This is a genomic window from Mucilaginibacter sp. OK268 (assembly GCF_900103125.1).
Taxonomy (GTDB): Bacteria; Bacteroidota; Bacteroidia; order Sphingobacteriales; family Sphingobacteriaceae; genus Mucilaginibacter.
On the sequence record NZ_FNJV01000013.1, the window covers coordinates 1 to 22,381 of the forward strand.

Annotated in this window: 21 protein-coding genes and 1 tRNA gene; 12 read left to right on the forward strand and 10 right to left on the reverse strand. The window is 41.1% G+C overall.

From position 1 onward, the window contains the following. The first annotated feature begins 178 nt into the window (after nt 1-178). Complete coding sequence (locus BLR84_RS27530; protein ID WP_090473481.1) at nt 179-745, forward strand: Crp/Fnr family transcriptional regulator; 567 nt, start codon at nt 179-181, stop codon at nt 743-745. 58 nt (nt 746-803) lie between these two features. Then, on the forward strand, nt 804-1,250 hold the full coding sequence (locus BLR84_RS27535) for a DoxX family protein (protein ID WP_090473482.1): 447 nt from the start codon (nt 804-806) through the stop codon (nt 1,248-1,250). Here the strand turns inward: BLR84_RS27535 and BLR84_RS27540 are convergent, their stop codons facing one another. Next, on the reverse strand, nt 1,251-1,832 hold the full coding sequence (locus tag BLR84_RS27540) for a hypothetical protein (RefSeq protein WP_143014009.1): 582 nt from the start codon (nt 1,830-1,832) through the stop codon (nt 1,251-1,253). It lies immediately after the preceding gene. A 49-nt stretch (nt 1,833-1,881) separates the two neighbouring features. Then, nucleotides 1,882-3,783 carry an acetate--CoA ligase gene (gene acs, locus BLR84_RS27545; protein WP_090473484.1) on the reverse strand — a complete coding sequence of 634 codons (1,902 nt, stop codon included), beginning with the start codon at nt 3,781-3,783 and terminating at the stop codon, nt 1,882-1,884. Nucleotides 3,784-4,024: 241 nt separating this feature from the next. Between acs and rpmB the strand changes: the two genes are divergently transcribed. The 9 genes from rpmB to lpxB all read left to right on the forward strand — a co-directional run bounded on the left by rpmB (nt 4,025) and on the right by lpxB (nt 11,437). Continuing rightward, nucleotides 4,025-4,258, forward strand: a complete 234-nt coding sequence (rpmB, locus tag BLR84_RS27550; RefSeq protein WP_090473485.1) for a 50S ribosomal protein L28 — start codon at nt 4,025-4,027, stop codon at nt 4,256-4,258. A 108-nt stretch (nt 4,259-4,366) separates the two neighbouring features. Then, complete coding sequence (gene rpmG, locus BLR84_RS27555) at nt 4,367-4,549, forward strand: 50S ribosomal protein L33 (RefSeq protein WP_022830075.1); 183 nt, start codon at nt 4,367-4,369, stop codon at nt 4,547-4,549. Nucleotides 4,550-4,631: 82 nt separating this feature from the next. Beyond that, nucleotides 4,632-4,796, forward strand: coding sequence for a DUF4295 domain-containing protein (locus BLR84_RS27560; RefSeq protein ID WP_076376000.1), 165 nt, complete (start codon nt 4,632-4,634; stop codon nt 4,794-4,796). Nucleotides 4,797-4,972: 176 nt separating this feature from the next. Next, entirely contained in the window at nt 4,973-5,938 is a 966-nt protein-coding gene (ftsY, locus tag BLR84_RS27565) for a signal recognition particle-docking protein FtsY (protein ID WP_090473486.1), read from the forward strand. Between the two features lie 124 nt (nt 5,939-6,062). Then, nucleotides 6,063-7,400 carry a 30S ribosomal protein S12 methylthiotransferase RimO gene (gene rimO, locus BLR84_RS27570; protein ID WP_090473487.1) on the forward strand — a complete coding sequence of 446 codons (1,338 nt, stop codon included), beginning with the start codon at nt 6,063-6,065 and terminating at the stop codon, nt 7,398-7,400. A gap of 46 nt (nt 7,401-7,446) precedes the next feature. Then, on the forward strand, nt 7,447-9,096 hold the full coding sequence (gene bshC, locus BLR84_RS27575) for a bacillithiol biosynthesis cysteine-adding enzyme BshC (protein ID WP_090473488.1): 1,650 nt from the start codon (nt 7,447-7,449) through the stop codon (nt 9,094-9,096). 196 nt (nt 9,097-9,292) lie between these two features. Then, entirely contained in the window at nt 9,293-10,066 is a 774-nt protein-coding gene (gene surE, locus BLR84_RS27580) for a 5'/3'-nucleotidase SurE (RefSeq protein WP_090473489.1), read from the forward strand. After that, nucleotides 10,059-10,328: a hypothetical protein gene (locus tag BLR84_RS27585; RefSeq protein ID WP_090473490.1), complete on the forward strand. Its 270-nt coding sequence runs from the start codon at nt 10,059-10,061 to the stop codon at nt 10,326-10,328. The genes surE and BLR84_RS27585 overlap by 8 nt, the downstream gene beginning before the upstream one ends. Then, complete coding sequence (gene lpxB, locus BLR84_RS27590; RefSeq protein ID WP_090473491.1) at nt 10,325-11,437, forward strand: lipid-A-disaccharide synthase; 1,113 nt, start codon at nt 10,325-10,327, stop codon at nt 11,435-11,437. The genes BLR84_RS27585 and lpxB overlap by 4 nt, the downstream gene beginning before the upstream one ends. Nucleotides 11,438-11,489: 52 nt before the next feature. On the opposite strand, the gene BLR84_RS30170 is transcribed toward lpxB, so the two are convergent. From BLR84_RS30170 to BLR84_RS27595, 4 genes are all read right to left on the reverse strand, one after another. Then, nucleotides 11,490-11,651: a hypothetical protein gene (locus BLR84_RS30170; protein ID WP_176852173.1), complete on the reverse strand. Its 162-nt coding sequence runs from the start codon at nt 11,649-11,651 to the stop codon at nt 11,490-11,492. Between the two features lie 40 nt (nt 11,652-11,691). Beyond that, nucleotides 11,692-11,820, reverse strand: coding sequence for a hypothetical protein (locus BLR84_RS30465; RefSeq protein ID WP_255367059.1), 129 nt, complete (start codon nt 11,818-11,820; stop codon nt 11,692-11,694). Nucleotides 11,821-11,849: 29 nt separating this feature from the next. Continuing rightward, entirely contained in the window at nt 11,850-12,020 is a 171-nt protein-coding gene (locus BLR84_RS30175) for a hypothetical protein (RefSeq protein WP_176852174.1), read from the reverse strand. 217 nt (nt 12,021-12,237) lie between these two features. Further along, on the reverse strand, nt 12,238-13,434 hold the full coding sequence (locus BLR84_RS27595) for an MFS transporter (RefSeq protein WP_255367060.1): 1,197 nt from the start codon (nt 13,432-13,434) through the stop codon (nt 12,238-12,240). A gap of 722 nt (nt 13,435-14,156) precedes the next feature. Between BLR84_RS27595 and BLR84_RS27605 the strand changes: the two genes are divergently transcribed. Further along, nucleotides 14,157-14,230, forward strand: a tRNA-Ala gene (locus tag BLR84_RS27605). A gap of 376 nt (nt 14,231-14,606) precedes the next feature. Here BLR84_RS27605 and BLR84_RS27610 read toward each other — a convergent pair. Genes BLR84_RS27610 through BLR84_RS27625 form a run of 4 tightly spaced genes read right to left on the reverse strand, consistent with a single transcriptional unit; the run spans nt 14,607 to nt 21,837 of the window. Continuing rightward, nucleotides 14,607-16,979: a hypothetical protein gene (locus tag BLR84_RS27610; RefSeq protein WP_090473493.1), complete on the reverse strand. Its 2,373-nt coding sequence runs from the start codon at nt 16,977-16,979 to the stop codon at nt 14,607-14,609. 40 nt (nt 16,980-17,019) lie between these two features. Next, a complete protein-coding gene (locus BLR84_RS27615; protein ID WP_090473494.1) occupies nt 17,020-18,459 on the reverse strand; it encodes a DNA polymerase in 1,440 nt (479 codons plus the stop codon). A gap of 2 nt (nt 18,460-18,461) precedes the next feature. Continuing rightward, a complete protein-coding gene (locus BLR84_RS27620; protein WP_090473495.1) occupies nt 18,462-20,858 on the reverse strand; it encodes an RNA-directed DNA polymerase in 2,397 nt (798 codons plus the stop codon). Next, nucleotides 20,842-21,837 carry a ComEC/Rec2 family competence protein gene (locus BLR84_RS27625; RefSeq protein ID WP_090473496.1) on the reverse strand — a complete coding sequence of 332 codons (996 nt, stop codon included), beginning with the start codon at nt 21,835-21,837 and terminating at the stop codon, nt 20,842-20,844. The genes BLR84_RS27620 and BLR84_RS27625 overlap by 17 nt, the downstream gene beginning before the upstream one ends. Nucleotides 21,838-22,381: the final 544 nt, after the last annotated feature.

Here is a 22,381-nt window from a genome sequence, read left to right on the forward strand (position 1 = left end):
GAAATAAAATCATCCATCGAATCTTCGCTGTTATTAAAAACCAAGTACCTTACCAAAAGCATTTGTTTGTATCATAGAAATCGCAATGACATATTTTTTATAAATAGCCAAGTATTTAAACCTCAGCATGACACCACAAAATGGTAAAATATAATCCACAGTGCTTATCTTCACCTTTATGGAAAAAATACGGGAATACCTGGAGCGTATTGTTCCCCTGAGCAACAGGGATTGGCAGCTGTTTTCGTCGAAGTTGACCAGGCATGAATTTCCAAAGAAAGCGGTGCTTTTAAAAACAGGGCAAACGGAGAATTATCTGTCGTTTATGGAAACGGGTATGGTGCGTTACTACATTCCCAAAGATGAGAATGATGTAACTTTCACCTTTGCTTTTGCCAATAGCTTTATCAGCGCTTATGACTCCTTTTTAACCCGGCAGCCATCGCACTATCAGATCCAGACATTGACTGATACCACGTTATGGCGATTAACTTATGATGATCTGCAAGAGATTTACAAGGAGACGGAGGTTGGCCAAACCATTGGTCGCCATGCCAGCGAAGCCATCTTCCTGGCCAAATCCAAACGCGAGCTATCCCTGTTAAATGACAGCGCCGAACAACGTTATCTGAACTTATTTACCGAACAGCCACACCTCATCAGGCAAATCCCTTTAAAATATATTGCCTCGTATATTGGCGTTACACCACAGGGATTGAGCAGGATCCGCCGTCGCATTACTTAACTCAGGTTCATTGTTTGCTACCAGGCGTATCTCCACATTTGCATCAAATAAAACACACATGAAAGTATTGATCGTATTACTGGCCACCTTTGGTATAGGCCTGGTGGTTACTAAATTATCCGGTGACTTTAATATAAAACTATCCGCCCATATAGCTATGGCTGTGATGATGGCCTTTACGGCTCTCGGGCACTTTAAATTTACAAAGGGCATGATGCTGATGCTGCCCTCATTTATCCCCTACAAAAAACAAGTGGTATATATTACCGGTGTGATAGAAATAGCAGCTGCGGCAGGTTTACTTATTCCGGCTACGCGTACACTGGCAGCCTGGTGCCTAATCCTGTTTTTTATGGTGCTTACCCCGGCCAATATCAATGCCGCTATAAAACATATCAATATGGAAAAAGCCACTTTTGATGGCCCCGGTCCGGAGTATTTACGGTTCCGGATACCCTTGCAGCTGTTGTTTATAGCCTGGGTTTACTGGAGCTGTTTGTTGTAGTTATTTTTTCACCAACTGCTTGAGTACTTTGCGTTCCATGCGACTGTCGGGCCACATTGTTATTTTATAATGATCCTGCCCTTCGTCAGCCTCAGTATCCACATTGCCTAAACCAGACGAATAAACCCTTACGCGATATTTGCCAGGTTTGATGATGAGCTTGAGGTATGATTTATAATCCGGGAAATTGAGCACCTGCAACAAACCCGATTGAATGGTGATGCCAGCCTCTACCACATGATTATATTGGCCGAAATCCGTCTGAGGATCGGCACTGTCCAATATTTCCAGATCAGCTTTTACATGGCCGTAACTTTCAATACCTATACCCAGGATATCATAATCAACCCCCAGTCTGTCGTGGTAGGCTTCTGGCGTCCAGAAAGTATTAGAACCGGTATTGCTTTTATAAGCCGAATCGCAAAGGTAGAACTGGTTGTGTTTGGTAAAAAAATCGAGCCGGTATTTGCCGGAGGGTTTTATCGTAAATGCTAAACCAGCTACAGATAGAAGGATAAAAATGCAAACGATAAGAAAAAAGGATTGGGAACTTATCTTCCTTATTTCCCATCTTCTTATCATTTGCATTTGTTTTTTCTTGATTCCTGATTCTTATTTCTTGCTTCTTAACCTACAATGCTCCTGCTTTTATCTCATCCACTACAGCCGGATCAAGCAGTGTCGAAGTGTCCCCTAAATTAGAGGTATCGCCTTCGGCTATCTTGCGCAAAATACGGCGCATGATCTTGCCTGAGCGGGTTTTAGGCAGCCCGGTTACAAACTGGATCTTATCGGGTTTGGCAATGGCGCCGATGATACGCGCTACGGTCATGATGATATCCTTGCGGTTAAGTTCTTCGTCACCATGCTGATCGGGGCACACCACAAAGGCATAAACGCCCTGTCCTTTAATATCATGCGGATAACCCACCACAGCTGATTCCACTACACTGCTATGCATATTGATAGCATTCTCTACCTCGGCAGTACCAATACGGTGACCAGATACATTCAGCACGTCATCCACACGACCAGTTATACGGTAATAACCATCCTCATCGCGCAGGCAACCATCACCAGTAAAATACAGGTTTTCGTAAGTAGCAAAATAAGTGGTGCGGCAACGCTCATGATCGCCATAAGTGGTGCGCAGCATCCCGGGCCATGGGAATTTGATACAAAGGTTACCGCTCACACCGTTGCCTTCTATCTCTTTACCGTTCTCATCAACCAATACAGGCTGAATGCCGGGCAGCGGTAAAGTAGCATAACCCGGTTTGGTTGGCGTTACATTACAGATGGGCGATATCATTAAACCACCGGTTTCTGTTTGCCACCAGGTATCAGCAATCGGACAGTTGCCATGACCAATCTTTTCATCAAACCAATGCCAGGCTTCTTCATTGATAGGTTCACCTACAGATCCCAATTTTTTCAATGAACTCAGGTCTTTACCTTTCAACGGCTCTTCCCCAAAGCTCATCAACGAGCGGATGGCTGTTGGCGCGGTATATAATATGTTTACTTTATACTTATCAACTATTTCCCAGAACCTACCGGCATCCGGGTAGGTAGGTACCCCCTCGAACATTAATGTAGTGGCGCCTTGCGATAGCGGACCATAAGCTATATAAGAGTGCCCGGTGATCCAGCCGATATCAGCAGTACAAAAATACACCTCACCTTGATTATACTGGAATACGTTTGCAAAGGTATAGCCGGCATACACCATGTAGCCCCCACAGGTATGTACCACGCCTTTTGGTTTACCGGTTGAGCCGGAAGTATACAGGATAAACAGCATATCCTCGGCATCCATTATTTCAACCGGGCATTGCGGGTTACCCTGGGTTTCTACTTTTTTCACTTCATCTTCCCACCAAACATCACGGCCTTTGATCATCGACACTGGTGTACGACTGCGGGTTAATACAATTACTTTTTGAACCGACTTGCACTGAACCAGGGCATCGTCTATCACATTTTTTAAAGGGATATCTTTATTACCACGAAAACCGCCATCGGCAGTTATCACGATATTACACTCTGCATCATTGATCCTATCAGCTATAGATTGTGCCGAAAAGCCACCAAACACCACCGAGTGGATGGCACCAATACGCGCACAGGCCAAAACCGCGATGGCCAACTCGGGCACCATGGGCATATATATACAAATACGGTCGCCTTTTTTAGCGCCGTTGTTTTTAAGCACATTGGCAAACTGGCAAACCTTATCATGCAGCTGGCGATAAGTTAATATGCGGTGATCTTCCTGCGGGTCATTTGGCTCCCATATAATAGCGGGTTTATCGCCCAGAGTTTCCAGGTGGCGGTCCAAACAGTTTTCGGTAATGTTGAGTTTTGCTCCCTGGAACCATTTTACGTTGGGTTCCTTAAAGTTCCAGTCCAGCACCTTATCCCACTTCTTGTGCCAGTAAAAATTATCGGCAATACCGGCCCAAAATTGCTCAGGCTGTTCAACACTTTGCTGGTAAACCTGCTTATACTCGTCAAATGATGTAATCTTCATACTTGGTTAAAATGGTGGGCGTAAATTAGTAATTTATGTGTTAAGTGTAAATTAAAAAACTCCACTTATTAAAAAAATTTAAGAAGTAATTTCATTGGCGGTAATGAGTTGAAACCAAAGGGAATGACCGCTTTTAAAAAGAATTTGAAATATTTTAAAAACACCCTTGAATATTTGATTTAAAAGTCTGATATTTGCAAACTCTTTTTGAATAAAGGGTTGATAATTAAAAATATTTGTCATGTCAAGAATTTGTGATCTAACAGGAAAAGGATCTATTGTAGGTAATAACGTTTCTAACTCAAACGTTAAAACAAAACGCAGGTTTCATCCTAACTTAAAACTTAAAAAGTTTTATATCCCTGAAGAAGATAAATGGATTACCTTAAAGGTATCTACATCAGCTGTTAAAACCATCACTAAAAATGGTATTACCGCTTGTATCAATAAATTTGTAAAAAAAGGATACATTTAGTAGGGCGTACGTTTGATGTTTTACGCTATGCGTGAAATGGAAAGCGTGCAGAATATAATTTGAAAAATTACGTAAGCCGTGAGGTGACACGTACAACATAAAAAGAAAATGGCAAAAAAAGGCAACAGGGTTCAGGTAATTTTAGAATGTACTGAACACAAAACAAGCGGTATGCCAGGCATGTCTCGCTATATTACCACTAAGAACAAAAAAAATACAACTGAAAGGTTAGAATTGAAAAAATTCAACCCGGTTTTACGTAAAGTAACCGTTCACAAAGAGATTAAATAATTAGTTGATTCAATTGATGGTTGATTAAGTTTAAAGCTGAAATCACTAATTCAATAATTCACTAACTCAATAATTAAACAACATGGCAAAGAAAGTAGTTGCAACACTGAAAGTAGCAGGTAAAGGCAAAGAATATTCAAAAGTGATCACCATGAATAAATCACCAAAAACTGGTGCTTATTCATTTAAAACACAAATTGTCCCTAACGATTTTGTTAAGGATGCAATTGCAGGTAAAACACTGTAATAACTGCCGATCAAAATATAGAAGCCGTCTTGTTTTTACGAGAGGGCTTTTTTTGTTGATGTGCAGATTTCAAATGTGCAGATGTGCAAATGATGAGAAATTCACTCGATAATTTTAATCTGCACATCTGAAATTTGAAATTTGCACATTTGTAATCTGCACATCGAAAGAAAATTATGGGATTATTTGATTTTTTTAAGAAAAAGGAAAATACGCAGCAGGAACAGCAGGCGCTTGATACCAGTTTAGAAAAAACCAAGGATAACTTTTTTTCAAAGATCACCAAGGTAATTGCCGGTAAATCAACCGTTGATGATGACGTTTTGGATGAGCTGGAAGAAGTACTGGTAACCTCAGACGTGGGCGTAAGTACCACCCTAAAAATAATTGAGCGTATACAGGCTCGCGTAGCCCGTGATAAATATGTAGGTACCAGCGAGCTGAATACCCTGCTGAAAGACGAGATACAGCAATTACTGGCCGAAAATAACAGTAACGATTTCCGCAACCTGGAGTATGGCAACCACAAGCCCTATGTAATTATGGTGGTTGGTGTTAACGGTGTGGGTAAAACTACCACCATAGGTAAGCTGGCTCATAAGTTAAAGCAAGCCGGTAACCAGGTTGTTTTAGGCGCCGCGGATACCTTCCGTGCAGCAGCTGTGGACCAGATCAAACTTTGGGGCGAGCGTGTTGGCGTAAAAGTAGTGGCTCAGCCTATGGGTTCCGATCCGGCCTCTGTGGCATATGATACCTTGACATCCGCCGTTGCCAATGGCGATGACGTAGCTATTATTGATACCGCCGGTCGTTTGCATAATAAAGTAGGCTTAATGAACGAGTTGACCAAGATCAAAAATGTGATGCAAAAGGTAATCCCAGGGGCACCGCATGAGATATTGCTGGTACTGGATGCCTCAACCGGGCAAAACGCCATAGAACAATGTAAGCAATTTACCGAAGCTACTGCGGTTAATGCCCTGGCTTTAACCAAATTAGATGGTACAGCTAAAGGCGGTGTAGTGATCGGGATATCAGATCAGTTTAAGATCCCTGTAAAATATATAGGTGTGGGCGAAGGAGTAGAACACTTACAGCTGTTTGACAGGACCGAGTTTGTAAATAGTTTATTCAAACAATAATATAAAATATGTCATTGCGAGGAGGAACGACGAAGCAATCTCTTCCCTTGCATTCTTTATACATAGTTCGCGATTGCTTCGTTCCTCGCAATGACATTATAGTTATTGCAATGATTTGTGTGTTATGAAAACAAAAGAAATTTCAAAGCCAACGGCAAAACCAGTTAAACAACGTGTAAACGTGGTTACTTTGGGCTGCTCCAAAAACATATACGACTCTGAGATATTGATGGGCCAGCTTAAAGGCAATCAGTTTGATGTGGTGCATGAGGCCGATAAAGTTGGAAAAAACGATATCGTGGTGATCAATACCTGCGGCTTTATTGATAATGCCAAGCAGGAATCTATCGATACCATTTTGCAATACAGCGAACTGAAAGAACAAGGCAAAGTAGGGAAAGTAATTGTAACCGGCTGCCTCAGTGAGCGTTATAAACCCGAGCTGGAAGCCGAGATCACTAATGTGGATGCTTATTTTGGTACCAATGATCTGCAAAACCTGTTACATTCTGTTGGTGCTGATTATAAACACGAACTGATAGGCGAGCGTTTGCTCACCACCCCATCACATTTCGCTTATTTTAAAATAGCCGAAGGCTGTAACCGCCCATGTTCCTTCTGCGCTATCCCGCTGATGCGCGGTAAACACCTGAGCACACCTATTGACCAATTGGTTAAAGATGCACAGGCCCTGGTTAAAAACGGCACTAAGGAATTGATACTAATTGCCCAGGACCTCACCTATTACGGTCTTGATCTATATGGCAAACGTAACCTGGATGAATTATTGCGCCGCCTGAGTGATGTAAACGGTGTAGAATGGATCAGGCTGCAGTATGCTTACCCTTCCGGCTTCCCGATGGAGATACTGGATGTGATGAACGAGCGCGATAATATCTGTAAATACATGGATATGCCTTTGCAGCACATCAGCGATAATATGCTGAAATCGATGCGCCGCGGGCTTACCAAACAAAAAACAATAGATGTAGTCAACGAGATCCGCGACAAGGTACCCGGCATTGCGATGCGTACTACCTTAATAACCGGCTATCCCGGCGAAACTGAGCGCGATTTTGAAGAAATGATGCAATGGGTTGAAGAAACAAAATTTGATCGCTTAGGCTGTTTCACCTACTCGCACGAAGAAAAAACACATGCTTTCTCATTGGTTGACGATGTACCTGCTGAAGTAAAACAGGATCGTGCCGATGCCATTATGGAAATTCAGCAGGGCATTTCGTTTGATAAAAACCAGGAAAAAGTTGGCCATACATTTAAAGTACTGATCGACAAAAAGGATGGTGATTACTTTGTGGGCCGTACCGAATTTGATTCGCCCGAGGTAGATAACGAAGTATTGATTGATGCCAGCATTGATTACGCAACCGTTGGAAGCTTTGTAAATGTGAAAGTTAACAGTGCCGAAGACTTTGACCTTTATGGACAAATTGTAAAATAATGCTAATTTGTGGCGCATTACCACTAATGATTTTACATTTGGACTAATGGAAGCCTCCTGTACAAGCTATAAAAACACCGGATTTTTTTCGCCTACGGTTATTGATTACCTCGAAAACCGGGCAGATCTGAAACCTTTTTACAGTTACCGCCCGGATATGGCCGACTTTGCCGAGCTGTTGAAAAACAAGAAAGTTGTTGCCGATCGTGAGATTTTGCACCGTGTACTGTCAAAGCAATATGGAATTGAGTCCGGAAGTCTGGAAGTCGGAAAGTCCGGAAGTGATGAAGCTAACGTAGAACTTACAACGTATAACGTACAACCACTCGTAACTCAAAACTTACAACTCCTAAAACTCAATAATACCTATACCATAACAACCGGTCACCAGCTTAATATTTTTGCAGGTCCCTTATATTTCCTTTATAAAATTGCTACCGCGATAAAATTAGCCCAGCAATTAAAAGCAGCCCACCCCGATAAAAACTTTGTACCCGTTTACTGGATGGCCAGTGAAGACCATGACTTTGCCGAGATCAATTATACCAACATTGGCGGCAAAAAAGTACATTGGTGGTACGAAGCATCGGGCGCTACCGGGCGTATCAATCCGGATACCATGCGCCAGGCGCTTAACCAATATAAGGGCGTTTTGGGCATGGAAGGCCACTCCAAGGAGCTGGCCGAAATTGTAGAAACAGCCTATACCCGTTTTGATAAACTGGCCGATGCTACCCGCTACCTGGTAAATGCGTTGTTTGGTCAGTACGGCCTGGTGATCATCGATGCCGACGATCACGAGTTTAAGCAGCAGTTTGCTCCCATCATGGAGCAGGATATCATCAATCAAAACAGCTTTAAAAATATAACTGCCACCAACGAGCAATTGCAAAAATTGGGTGTGCATATACAGGTTAATCCACGCGAGATCAACTTTTTTTACCTGAAAGACCAGTTGCGCGAACGTATAGTTTTTGAACAGGACAGCTACCAGGTAATGAACACCGAGATCCGCTTTACCGAAGCAGAACTAAAGCAGGAAATTGCCACATCACCCGAGCGTTTTAGTCCCAATGTGGTGATGCGCCCGCTTTACCAGGAATGCATCCTACCCAACATCGCCTACATAGGCGGTGGCGCCGAAGTAGTATACTGGCTGGAACTGAAATCAAATTTTGATTTTTATAAAGTCGATTTTCCTATCCTGATTTTACGCAATTCGGCATTAGTGGTTCGTAAAGAACAAGCCGCCAAAATTGAGCGCATGGATCTGAATGTGGCTGCCCTGTTTAAGCAAACAGATGCCCTGCAAACCGAATGGATAAAAAAACATAGCGACCATAACCTTTCTTTGGAAGGAGAATGGCGCGAACTGACCGCCGTTTTTGAAAAGATAAAACTGCGCTCCTATAAGATCGATCCAACACTGTCGTCCTCAGCCGCTGCTGTACAGGCCCGCCTGAAACACGCAGTTGATAACCTCGAAAAGAAACTGATCCGTGCCGAAAAACGCAACTATGATGTACGGCTGGAGCAGCTATCGACAGTTAAGGCAGAACTCTTCCCGAAAGACAGCCTGCAGGAACGCACCGAGAATTTTGGTTTAATGTATGTAAAATGGGGACAATCATTTGTTGAAGAACTCATCCGTCATTTTGAACCGCTTGATTTTGTGTTTACTATTCTAACAGAATAACCCCACCCAACCCTCCCCAAAGGAGAGGGCTTTATTTAATAATGCTTTTTCAACCATCGTCTGTGTCTTCACAGACGATTTGCATTGTTGCCTGTGAGGACACAGGCAATGGGGAGGTTTTAAAATGCTTTTGAAGTCCTCCCCTGTGGAGAGGATTTAGGAGAGGTTTCCCCCAAAATATCAGTAATTTCGCAGCATGAATAAAGCGAAACCAACCATACTTGTTGTAAACGACGACGGCATAACTGCCCCCGGTATAAAAGTGCTGATGGAAGCCATGGGCGACATCGGACGGGTAGTAGTAGTAGCGCCGGATAGTCCGCAATCAGGCATGGGTCACGCCATCACCATAGGTAAACCACTACGTTTGGATAAGGTAGATCTTTACGAAGGTATTGAAATGTACCGCTGCTCAGGCACACCTGTTGATTGTGTAAAACTGGCCGTCAATAAAATATTCAAAGGCCAGAAGCCCGATCTGTGTGTATCCGGCATCAACCATGGTTTAAATAACTCTATCAACGTGTTGTACTCCGGCACCATGTCGGCCGCTGTTGAAGGTGCTATTGAGGGTATCCCATCCATTGGGTTTTCTTTAGATGATTACACCCTGCAGGCCGATTTTAGTCACTGTATCAAATACGTTAAGGAGTTGGCTTTACAGGTTCTGGCTCACGGTTTACCACAGGCCACGCTGCTGAATGTAAATTTCCCGAATACCCCGCATTTAAAGGGCATCAAAGTGTGCCGCCAGGCAGCTGCCAAATGGGCGGAGGAATTTGATGAAAGGATTGACCCACATAAACGACCATATTATTGGTTAACCGGTGTTTTTCAATTAAATGATGGCGGCGAAGATACCGACGTTTGGGCCCTGGAGCACAACTATGTATCTGTAGTGCCCGTTCAGTTTGATATGACCGCGCATCATGCCATCCCTTATTTAAATAATTGGAAATTCAATGTTTAAGCACAATACAGTAATAGCAGGTACAATTTACGGGGCTATATTACCTGCCATAAGTCTGTTCATTTTTCTGTTCCTGTTAAGAGGTAATTTTTTATTGTTTAATAAACCAGGTACCCCCTACCTGGTGGCTATTGGTTTAAATCTTTTAATTATCAGGTGGTACGCTAAAAAAAAGCTGGATAAAACGGTGATCGGTATAGCCGCGGTCACGTTTTTATTTATGCTCGCGATATTTGTATTTAAATTGCAGCCCATACGATGAAATATTACCTGGTAGCCGGTGAGGCCTCGGGCGATATGCATGGGGCAAATTTAATGAAAGCCTTAAAAGCGCTCGACCCGGATGCGGAGTTCCGTTTTTTTGGCGGCGATCTGATGCTGGCCGAAGGTGGTACCCAGGTAAAACACTACCGCGAAATGGCCTATATGGGCCTGGTAGAAGTGATCGTGAATTTACCAGCCATCCTCAAAAACATCAAACAGTGCAAGCAGGATATTCATGAATGGCAACCTAATGTACTTATCCTCATTGATTTACCCGGCTTTAACCTCAAGATTGCTGCCTATGCGCAAACCATCGGCTTAAAAGTAAATTATTATATCTCGCCCAAAGTTTGGGCCTGGAACCAGAAACGGGTATTAAAGATTAAAAAGATAGTGAACCATCTCTTCTGCATCCTGCCTTTTGAAGTGGATTTTTACAAAAGCTGGGGCATGGAAGTTGATTACGTAGGTAACCCCCTGCTGGATGCCATTGCTGCGTTTAAAGCTGATCCCGATTTTTTGCAACAACACCAGCTTGCCGGTAAAAAAATCATTGCCCTGTTACCCGGTAGCCGTAAACAGGAGATCAGTAACCTGCTGCCCGAAATGATGGGTATTGTTGAACGCTTTCCGGATCATCAATTTGTAATAGCCGGCGCCCCCTCTTTTAAACAGGATTATTATGATCAGTTTTTAAATGGGAAAAATATACCTGTATTATTTGATGCCACCTATAACTTACTGAGCCACGCACATGCGGCTGTTGTAGCATCGGGCACAGCCACACTGGAAACAGCTTTGTTTCATGTACCGCAGGTGGTTGTTTACAAAGGCAATGCACTCACCATTGCCGTAGCACGCATGTTAGTTAAATTAGAATTTATATCGCTGGTTAACCTGATCATGAATAAGGGTGTGGTAAAGGAACTGATACAGGAAGATTGTACCGCAGCCAGGATCAGCGCAGAGATTGACCTGCTGGTAAATAATAAAGACCATAGGCAAACAGTGCTGGCTGATTATGCTGAACTGGATAAGCGTATGGGCCAACCCGGCGCATCGGAAAAAACGGCAGGGCTGATCATCAAATATGCTCAAAACAAATAAAGCCCTGTTTTCGCAGGGCTCTATCTTTTCATAGGTATAATGTATATATGGATCAGGCAGCTGACAATGTTTGTTGTTTAGCTGTCTGTTGATTGCTTTGTTTGAAGCTATTTTTCGCTCTGAAATTTCTAAAATCCTCTAATAAAATATCTAACAACTGATTCTCAAAGCGTGCAATTAATTTACTTGCCAATGGTGTTTTATGATTTTTCATAGATATGTTGGTGTTGCAGGTTAGTATAGTTTGTGTGCAATTAAGCAGCAGTTGGCAATAACGGTGTTTTAGCTTTAATAGCTTTCAGATCGTTCATGATGATCCTTTTTAACTGGTTATCAAAATTGGTTATTAACTTGCTGATTGATGGTTTTTTAGTGGTCTTCATAGTTCTAGTTTTTCGTGTTTTAAATATCTTTAGTTTTTCTTTGTATCGTCGTCTTCGGTCAGATTATCTTTCCTGCGTTTGGCTTCCTTGTATTGCCTTAGTATCTGTTCTTCATCACGTTCATCTGATGTTTTTGTAGGCTCTACCGGATTCTCCCATTCTTTCTCTTCTTCCTTAATGGTTTTCTTTATAGCTTTCATAACAGTTACATTTAATAACTAGTATTCCAAATCAGTGCCAAAAAATTGATTACGCCTCAAAAAAGTCATTAAAATCTGTAAAAAAAATTACAATACTATGTAAATAGCTGTATTTAAGATACTTTCACCATAATAAAAATTTCTGTTTTTTTTAGTACAACCTCCTTGTACGAACTCCCAAAAGCGTACGCTAACCGCCCATCTCCGTACAGTAATACTAATTCCGGACGTTTTCCTTATAGTTAATGAAGTGCGCTATTAAGGCTATAAGCGCTAAGCCACCGCCAATAGCACATACCCCTGCCCATCCGTAGTTGTTCCAGAGCAAGCTGGCCAGGAACGTCCCAGACGCACCGCCCACGAAATAAGACACCATGTATACCGTGTTGAGCCGGTTACGGGCCTCTGGTATCAATGCAAAAATGATAGACTGGTTAGAGATATGCGTAGCCTGCACACCCATATCCAAAACAATTACCCCGATAATGAGCCCGGCGATACTGCTGCTTGAAAAGTAAAAGATAATGTAGGAGATCAGCACCAACAATAAAGTATAGCCCGATAGCTTATATGGATTCATTTTATCGCTCAGGCGCCCCATCAATCCGGCTGCCAGCGCACCAAAGGCGCCAACAAGTCCAAAGGCGCCCGCTGCCGCACTCCCTTCGTTGAACTGGGGCTGTTTTAATAAAAACACCAGGGTAGTCCAAAAAGCGCTAAAACCAGCAAAGCATAAGGCCCCTCTGAAAGAAGCCATGCGCAGTTTCGGCTGTGTTTTTATTAAATGGATGAGCGAGGTCATCAGCTTTCTATAGTTCCCTTTATAATCAGGCTGCACCTCGGGTAAAAAGAAAAATATCATCAGCCACATAGCCGCCATTAAGCCGGTTGCTATATAATACATGCTCCGCCATCCAAAATGCTGACCAATAAAACCGCTTAGCGTACGGGAAAGCAATATCCCTATCAGCAACCCACTCATTACAAAACCTAGCTTTTTGCCCCGCTGGTGTGGTTTGGCCAGATGCGCTACCATCGGTATCAATAATTGTGGTATAATAGAGGATAAACCCAATAAAAAACCGGCAATGGTTAATACCAATATTGATGGAGCAAGCGCGCTGACCAGTAAAGCGAAAATAACCAGTATAAAATCTAACAATATCAGTCGTTTGCGTTTCACCATATCTGCCAGGGGCACTATAAATAATAAGCCGCAGGCATAGCCAATTTGAGTAAACAGGGATAATTGCTGTGCTTTTTTATCGGTTATACCAAAAGTGTGCGCGATATCGGCAAGCAGAGGTTGATTATAATAGATATTGGCCACCACTAACCCCGTGGCTATGGTCATGATCCATAAAGTAAGCGGTGTTAAATGCGGATGTTCTTTAGAGGTATCGGTAGTTGTCATGATCAATAAAATATAAAATCCGCTGCAAAAGTGACAAAGCATTTTTAAAATGATGCCTGTTTAAAGTAATTTTTCTTTCACACTAAACAATAAGATGGAATTTATGGAGTTTTATATTTTGATAAAAAGAATTGATTTATAATTACTTTTTTGAAAAATAGGCTTATTAAAATGAATTTTTTAATAATTTATTGATTTTTTAAAGAAAAATGTGACAAAAAATGAGTGAATTTTATATTAAATATGTTTTTTAACATTTTTTTAACAAAAAATTCTATTGAAAGTAAATTTTTTAGATAAAACTGAATTAGTTTATTAAATAATTGACCTGTCAATTTGCTACTAATACAAACTGTGATAAAAAAATTAAAAAATTATCACATTATTAAAGTTTTATTAGTATTTTTGATAATCAAATACGAAATAGATGAGTATTTGATAAATGTTACAAAAAAATTACAAAATAAAATTGGTGAATTTAAAAACTTAGTGTTATTTTTACACCATAATAAAAACGATAAAAAAGTCTTCTCATAATTTAGGTTTATAATTGGTTAGTAAAGGCCCCTGCCCATCAGGGGCTTTACTTATTTTAAGAGGTTTTGTTGAGATTTAACCAAAGTGATACACCTTCCCGAATTAAAGTGACTTTGACCATGAAATAAAATAATCATTTTAGGTTTCATTTTATTACTTAATATAATATATTTGCAACCCGAAACGGGGGATTAGCTCAGCTGGCTAGAGCGCTTGCATGGCATGCAAGAGGTCATCGGTTCGACTCCGATATTCTCCACCTGATTATCAAGCACTTACGTATTTGTAAGTGCTTTTTTTATGCTTTATCACGGGTTTTGAACTTAACATTGCATTATGTAACCCCTTTATTTTGCCTGATATAATTTAAAAAAAATCTATACAATTAATTGATTTACAGTTATTTAATAAAAATAAATATCTTAAATTGTATGCAAGAGGTCAATTTAATTTTGGTAGGATTATTAGCATTGATTTGAAAGTAAAACAAAGGTAAAACTCGTCTTTGCTAAACTCCTTAAATCCTAAAGATGTCATCGGAATTTCTTTGCAACATTATTATCAAGTAACTCGATAACCGGTTGTTGATGCCTTTGCAGTACTTTCAGCACCACTTATTTTATAAAAAAATCTAACTATTCTGACCCAATGGCTTCTTGTTTTCGTTTTTCATTGATATGACTCATAATGACTGCTTTCATTTTCTGAGCCCGGGAAACATCTAGCCCATCGATTTCGAAGCAATCCTTTTCTGCCGGGTGCCAGCTGGTTACGCGATTATGAAGATTATATAGGATAGTTAAAGGCGTAAGATTTTCCTCAGGTTTTCGGCCGGCCTCTAGCAACATTTCGTGACAATTTTGAATGAGTAAGTCGTAAAGATCAGCTGTTTTCAATTCTGTATCACCATGGCAGATATTAATTAGTTTTCGCAGATCTTTAGCTGCTATGCTCATTTTAACATTTCCTTGCTTTCCTGCAGACGCGGCTGTACCAAGTTTTGCTGGGTCTTCCCAAGCTTGCTCAATTCGGGAAACGATTCGTTCGCGAAAATGCTGATAAGATGGTGGTAATGATTCCTCGCCAGCAAGTAAATGTAAAATCAACCTGGTTGCTTTGTCAAAGTCATTTCCGCTAAAATTTTTGCAGCATAACATATCAAGAATAGCATCCGCAGCGAATTGCACGGCAGATAATTCGCGAATGTTATTGAATTTCTCATCTCTCTCAGTCTTTGAATCAGGTGCTTCCGTTACACTTGATTTTGGAAGTTCAGCCGATTTGATTTCGATCCGTTTAGGGTCGATATTCTCTAATTGAAATACTGCCGCCGATCTTCCGTCCGAACGCGCATCCAAAGTAAACTCTTCTTCAAATTTTGCTGTGACGGTGAAGAGTAATGCCTGAAATTGTTTAGGCATCGCTAATTGCTTCCAGCCGCTAAACATATCTTTCCAGAGACCGACCACCGGTTCGGGTAAGGACGGAACATCTTTTGGGGCTTTAGACCTTTGCGCCATGCCCAGTGATGTTAATGATAACACTGCGGTGCCAGGATCATCCGCTAAAACATTTGCATATCTAGCCGGCCATCTACTGGTCAATTGCGGCCCGTCACTCAACAAGGCCATAAGCAGCGTCGGACCAATTCCTCGGATTACTTCACCAACAGGTTCCTGTCGTGCAAGATCTTCACAGATTAGCGCCGTCAATGCCATCCAGGAATTCGGTGCCAAAATTGTAAGACGTCGCTGAGCTATGGAGCTATACTCAAACCAACGACGATCTGCAGCAAGATGAGCTTCTAGTTCATACTGGTGGATTTGTTGGCGATCTAGCTGCCAGCGATGGTGTTTACGCTGTGTGGTGGTGTACCAATTTCCTGAAAAAAAGACTTCCATCCGCACTTCATTTTGAAAAGGTTCATCCACTCCTGCGTAGCCGGTTTGCTTTAGATTCTTTTTCATGATTCCTGTTACAATTGCAGGCAGTTGCATAGAGCCATTTTGGTTTTGAAAAGCGGACTTAAATTCGGCCAGCAAATAATTATATTGAATTTCCGAAAGCGCCATTTCTGGCAATACAATTATATCGACATGATTATTACTCTCAGCTAATTCCCACACTTTTCGTACTAACCCGAGAAGAAATTCTTTGTGAATGTCTTTTTTAATATTACCCATAAAATAACGTACCGGGTGATAATTATCAGGTACGACTATAAAGTCCGTCGGTTCAACATCCCAAGGATATGGTACTGCCAAAATATTAAGACTTTTGTTTCCATCCTCTAAACGAGGAAAGGTGCGCCAAACCACTTCGACCTCAGTAGTGTGAAAAGTCAGATGATGGCCTAAAGATCGAGTTATCAATCCCGACTGTGGAGTTCGCATTTTTGGCACGACCACCCCATGAAATTTAGCCGTAGTACTTAAGGAGCCGGTATTATTAAGCAACAAATTGGCGGTGGCCATGAATATTCGATTTTCGAGATTTTCCTTTTTTAAATGTTGTCCTAAAAAGCCTAATCCTGAGCAACTTGAATCTGCCAAAATATAAATCTGTATCAATGCTTCTCCCAGCATTCTAATACCTTCGCTTGTTTTATCACGATCTTCTGGCCCCTTATAAAGATTCCCTAATGCTCTAAGATGATCTACATCGGTTGGGTCATTTTCATTATCCCAATCCTTTTTCAATGTATCGTACCATTCCTTTAGAAGCCCCGTTTCCCTGAACTTAGAACGATCCGAGTTCCCCAAAAGTCGGTTACTTGTATGTTTAATCCATTGTTTTCCTAATTCATCGATTTCTTTTTCCCAATCTTTACGATTCCACCAATCGGTATTCATTAAAGTTGCCTTATAGAGACCCGTCCGATTAAGTATTTGCGCACAAAGTGCGAACATATTAGGCGGCCATTGAAACCAATCATCCAGTGTCCATTCTGGATTGATATTTTCAGCTATTTTTCTTATTGAAACAGCATAGGAGATGGTTTTACTCATGTGTAAAGATTTATTGTTGCGTAAATTTACCGCAAAGGTTTTACTCAAAAGATTCTGAGCAGGTAATTAGCGGTTCTATCTCTGGGCACATCTTTTTAAATTCTTCTTTGTAGATCTCTTCTATCCGAATTTTAGTGTATAAGTACCTAGAAGTTTCTATCTGGTATAGAGTGCCATCATGCATGGGAACTAAAAATTTGGCAGATGGAAGTTCGTCAGCCACCCGGATCACCGCATTTTTATAAATCAATGAAGCCGTTGCCTGAATGCGGTGGCTGAGCGACCAGGTATGTTCATCGTCATCGTTCCGGAATCTGTAGTTGCCGCATGAAGTGCCGATCTTTTTAGAAACCCGAATTTCGTCATCAATACTCTTTTTAAACGCCGCCAGTTGTCTGAATCGCTGGAAGTAATTTTTCGCTTTAGTATCTAAGGATGTGTCGCCGTACATATAGCGATAGAATATGATCTTGGCATCTGAACGATTTTCTTCGTCACCCAGTACATTTTTGGCGAGGTGTTTATAAATATCTACTTCATATAATTTGAGCAGCAACGGATCCTTACTTAACGAGGCTAAAATTCCGGCTTCAAATTGCGAGTAGTCAATATAAAGCAGCTTCGTCCGCTCATCAGGAACGATTACTGTCCTATTTCGCTTACGCATATTCTGCAAAGAAGGCTCCCTCAGGATGATCCTCGAAGTGATCGAACCAAAGCCCAGATAGGTCGGGTAAGTTCGCTGTGCTCCCCCCCAATGGGTCAGCATGTATAAAAAACTATCCAGATCGCGTTGGTTCCGCAGCATTTCGTAAAACAATCTGCATACTTCATCGTCTTTCCTGCGCGCTTTGAAAGTAAAAAGAGGGGATTTGATCAGGTTGTAGCCCTTTGATGCGAGATAATGAAGCTGTTCCTCTTCGTTATCTGGTGAAAAGACCCGGAAGTCCTGCTGCAAAACATTTTTGATATGATATATTTCTTCTTCCAGCTCACCACACCGTTTTTTAGCTAGTTCCAAATCTATGCGGACACCAAGAGACTGCCGTTTGTAAATGATCTTATTAATCTTTGTTTCTACCGTTTCAAACCGGATTTTCTCCTCCTCATCTTTGTTTAACAGCTGTAGGTACAAAGTAGCCAAATGTTCCAGAAGCAACTTGAAAGTTTCCTGTTTAAATTCAAAATCAGAATCCACTATCTTATGATAATTGAGGAAGCTAAGCGCCTTCCATGCCTTGTATTTTCGGAACTCTTTACCTTCCTGGGACATTTGTTTATCGAAACATTCCAAATCAATGATAGCAGGCAGTCGCCTCCTCCCATCCGAGGACTTCAGATACCTGATTAGATCAGCCGATTGAAAAGTGACTAATGTGTTTTGAGGTAAAGCGTCAATCAGGTCGCAGTAGTCAGAAAAATCATCTATATCCAAGGCATGCCATCCGGATTTAATAAACATGACAACAAATCTTTTCATGATCAAATGGAATATAATTGTTCTAACGGATCTATTTCATCCTCTTCATCTTCCTCGAAGCCTTGGACGAAAACAAGGTCTTTGTTCTTGAATCTATGCGTAAAGGCGTGCGCTTTGGTAAGAGTTGAATCTATCTTGCTAGCATCAATGATCTCTGTTTTAAATGCTCTTAATGCAATTAGTGCGACACGGTTTTCAAAATAGCCATGGGTAAAACCTTCCGAGAATTTTCTCAGTATAACTCTGCGGTAGCCATTATCGACCGAGCACATGTAAATGACCATAGCCGCAATAACCGCTTTGTTCGTATCATCATTTTTTTCGATCTGCTTGATCGCGAATTTCTTTAAGGCCGACACCTCGCATTTATGTTTAGCCAAGAGCAGCCAGATCTGATAAGTTTGAAAAGAATAGGTATTGTATTTATCCTTCAATACTATTTTCTTTAATGTATCCAAAAAATAGGACTTTATCTCAGTAGTTGACAGGAGGCTGAGTACACGACTTACTTCCGGTGTTAACCAGGGCTTATCGGTCAAGCTTGCTGCCGCCTTGAGGATCAGATCCCTGAACTCTGTTGTTCCAGCTTCTAAATTGATTCCCCGAACTGCTAAGGAAGATATGGTGTTAAAGGCGTAGTTTAATTTTCTGGCCGCCTCCTCAGGTGAAATATCATCTCCAGGGATCAAATTCTCTTTTAGCAGAGTGATGCAGCCGTGGAACGCTTCGTTCAGATATTGGTGGTTTTGAGAATGACGTAACCGAGCAATCTTGTTAAGATCAACGTCGAATTTGTGTTTTAATTGACTCCTCCTTTTTTCGTTTGGTCCCAATACCTGAGTTTCACCATCGACCAGTGTGTATATTTCAGTTTTCTGAGAATTAACGGATAGATAACAGCGCCTAAGTTCAAACTCGAAGGTTTGTAATACTTTCCGAGCCTCGTATTTATCTTTACAAAATATGCGGATGTCATCCATAAACCTGAAATAAGCGGGTGCATGGTGACTCATAAATATATCTACCTGGTTCAGATAAAACGAAGCCAGTAAGGAGGAGGCATCGCTGTTTTGCGGCAGGCCCAGTTCCTTAGTAGAGAATTTATGCAAGATGACACTAAGTAATTTGGCGGCGTTGTGTTCGTTGTCGTTTTCGCAAACTCTTAGGATCTTTTCATGCAATAGGCTTTTATTGATGTTATCATAAAAGTTCAGCAAGTCAATTTCAATTAGGCAGCCATATTTGAAATTTCCTCCACCATTCTTCAAAACAGCCAGTTCGGCCAGGCGGTACTGCATTTTTTTCCATTGCTCCACACCATTCAAGATCAATTGTTTTTCAGAAAAACGGTTGTAACGGGCAGAGTAAACATTGGAAATCATTGCCCGGTCCAGCTTATCAGCCAATGTTCCGACCGTCGCCATATACAAAACGCGGTCAATGAACGGAGATACCAATGCCAGTCTTAAGGTGAATTTTTTCTTTGGAACATAAAAACGTTCGGCTTCTTTAGCTGTATAGTCATTTTTACCAAAATAGGGCTCCAGCTGCTCAAAAAGATAACTTTGGTTAAGCAGGTCAATATATTTTAATGGATCGTAATACCAATCATCCGCAATGTCTGTTTTCAGGCGCTTCCTGGCCATTTCGAGATCTAGACAAACATTGTTAATGAATGCTTGATGAATATCGACCACTTCAGTACCAACCTCTCTTTTATGCCCCGATGATTTGATGTCCAGTTCAACTAATTTCGAAGATTTGAGTTTCGCATTTATTTCAACAAAAGAGATCGATGCGCAATCGACTGTATCATTTTGAAGCTCTTCATTTGGATAGGAAGTGATGATGCCATATAGTACACTTTTCTCGGCATGAAACACGCCTGCGCCGGACATGCCGGGCAAATATTTTGGGTCGACATGGCCTGCGAGTTTCAGGCGCTTCCGCTCAGGGTCATTTCGCTGCAAATCGAAACGATGGAGCTCATCTTTATTGGCGGAAAATGTTGCCCAGGAAAAAAAGTCTTGTTCTTCCTCCTGTAGCTCATTAGAAACCAAAATTTGCCGGAAAGCGATCGTATCGATCTTTTTGACGATGAGGATTGCGAAATCTTCATCAAAGACGATCAACTTGTCTTTGACAACATTTTTTTTGATCAGTTCAAGCCGGGTGAGTTTGCCTTTTTCTGAATAACAGATCTCAATATCACCTACATGGGGGTAAGCGAAAGCCGATACCGCGGTTTCCTGAAAGACATGCCTGGCCGTTAAAATATAATTGTAGTCAACGAAATTAGGGGTCAGGTACAGTATGCCTGAGCCGAAGCCTGGAACCCCTTTGATCAACGTGTTGATCTTTACCCCGCAGGCCTTGAGTTTTTCAGATACCGATCCCATAATTGCGATTATTACCGGTCAGTTTTATCCTGTATTTCTTTTTTTCCGCCTCCGTGATCTCCAGATTATTTAAAGATTCTTCATAGTTGAACAGAAATTCGATTTGCTCATCCTCACGTTTTAAAAATTTATAGATTTTGAGTAAGGCGCGCTTATTGGGCAGATAGTGTTTTTTACTATTTGTGCTAATGATGAACTTAGTGCAAGCTATTTTTTCGACAATATTTTTATTAAGACTACGATAACTGGCATGATGAGGCAACTTCACATAGTCAAAGGCAGCTCGCCCGTGTTCGCTTTCTGCTGCCAGTTTGTTGATAATCTGCTCCATACGACCAGGGGTAGTATCTCCTGGCAATAGAATGCGCTTCCCTTCACACTCCAAAAGAATAACGATACTGGTTCTATTTGGAAGAGAGATATCTTGACTGTCGTCGTCAATAAAACGCTCTAAAACGGCCATTGGTGATTTCCAGTCACATTTAAAATCACTGCTGAGATAAGCGCCTGTCTGTTGGCTGTAAGTATCAAGATCTTCTGAAATAGGTGATAAAAAAGTTAATGTCAGGTCTTCAAATACAATTGGTTTAGTGTCATTTGTTGTTTTTGTCCATTTTGATTGGATCTTCAGCAACAGATCTTCGACATCGTGGGCTTGTTTATAGGAAAGCGAGCGATCGTCAATTGGCAGAATCTTGCCGCTGATCAGCCTGGGCGAATTAAAAATGGCTTGGCGAATGAAGTTCTCACCGTATTTTCCGTCAACAACTAACTTTAACAGATCAATGATACCCTTAATGTGGTCGTCATCGTGATGGGTAATAATTAAAAGGTCTATAGCCTGACCCTTTTTATAAATCTCGTCTATCTGGATCAGCAAGTACACGGAATCGTTTCCGCCGTCGATCAGGATATTATGATTTTGGTGCTGTATTAAAATACAATCGCCGGACCCAGCTTTTAAAACCTTAACATCCATGGCGTTTTAGAAATTAACATACGATAAGTTTAGATAATTCTAAAAGTACGCCTTTAAATTGTATTTGCAACTTTTTGAACCTATACATAATAATATGCATGAACCCTTTATGATAGAAAAACTGATCACCAATGCTATTGAAGCGGAAAATTCCAGTGACCTGAAAAAATGGAAAAGAACGATCAAAAAATAATTCCATTTAGGCATGAACCTGTTTGCTGCATTTATAGCATTATATAGTTAAATATTGGAGAATAGTGGATGAGGTGCAAGAAAAGGTCGTGCAGCTCCTTGGATAGACAGAAGCATGTTCTTCCATTTCAAGTAAAGGGTTTGCGCAGTTGATCTACTTACCAAACTTTTGTCCGGTTACCATCTGTATTTTTCTATTTTTGCATATATCCACAAACTGGAATTAATGTTTGTTAATTATTACATCGTGCCAAATAATTAAGTTATTAATATCTAAAATCTGTACATTAGTTAGCCTAAAATGCTATTAATGTTGTAAATCAGAATCAAGATAATTAATAGCAATACCTTA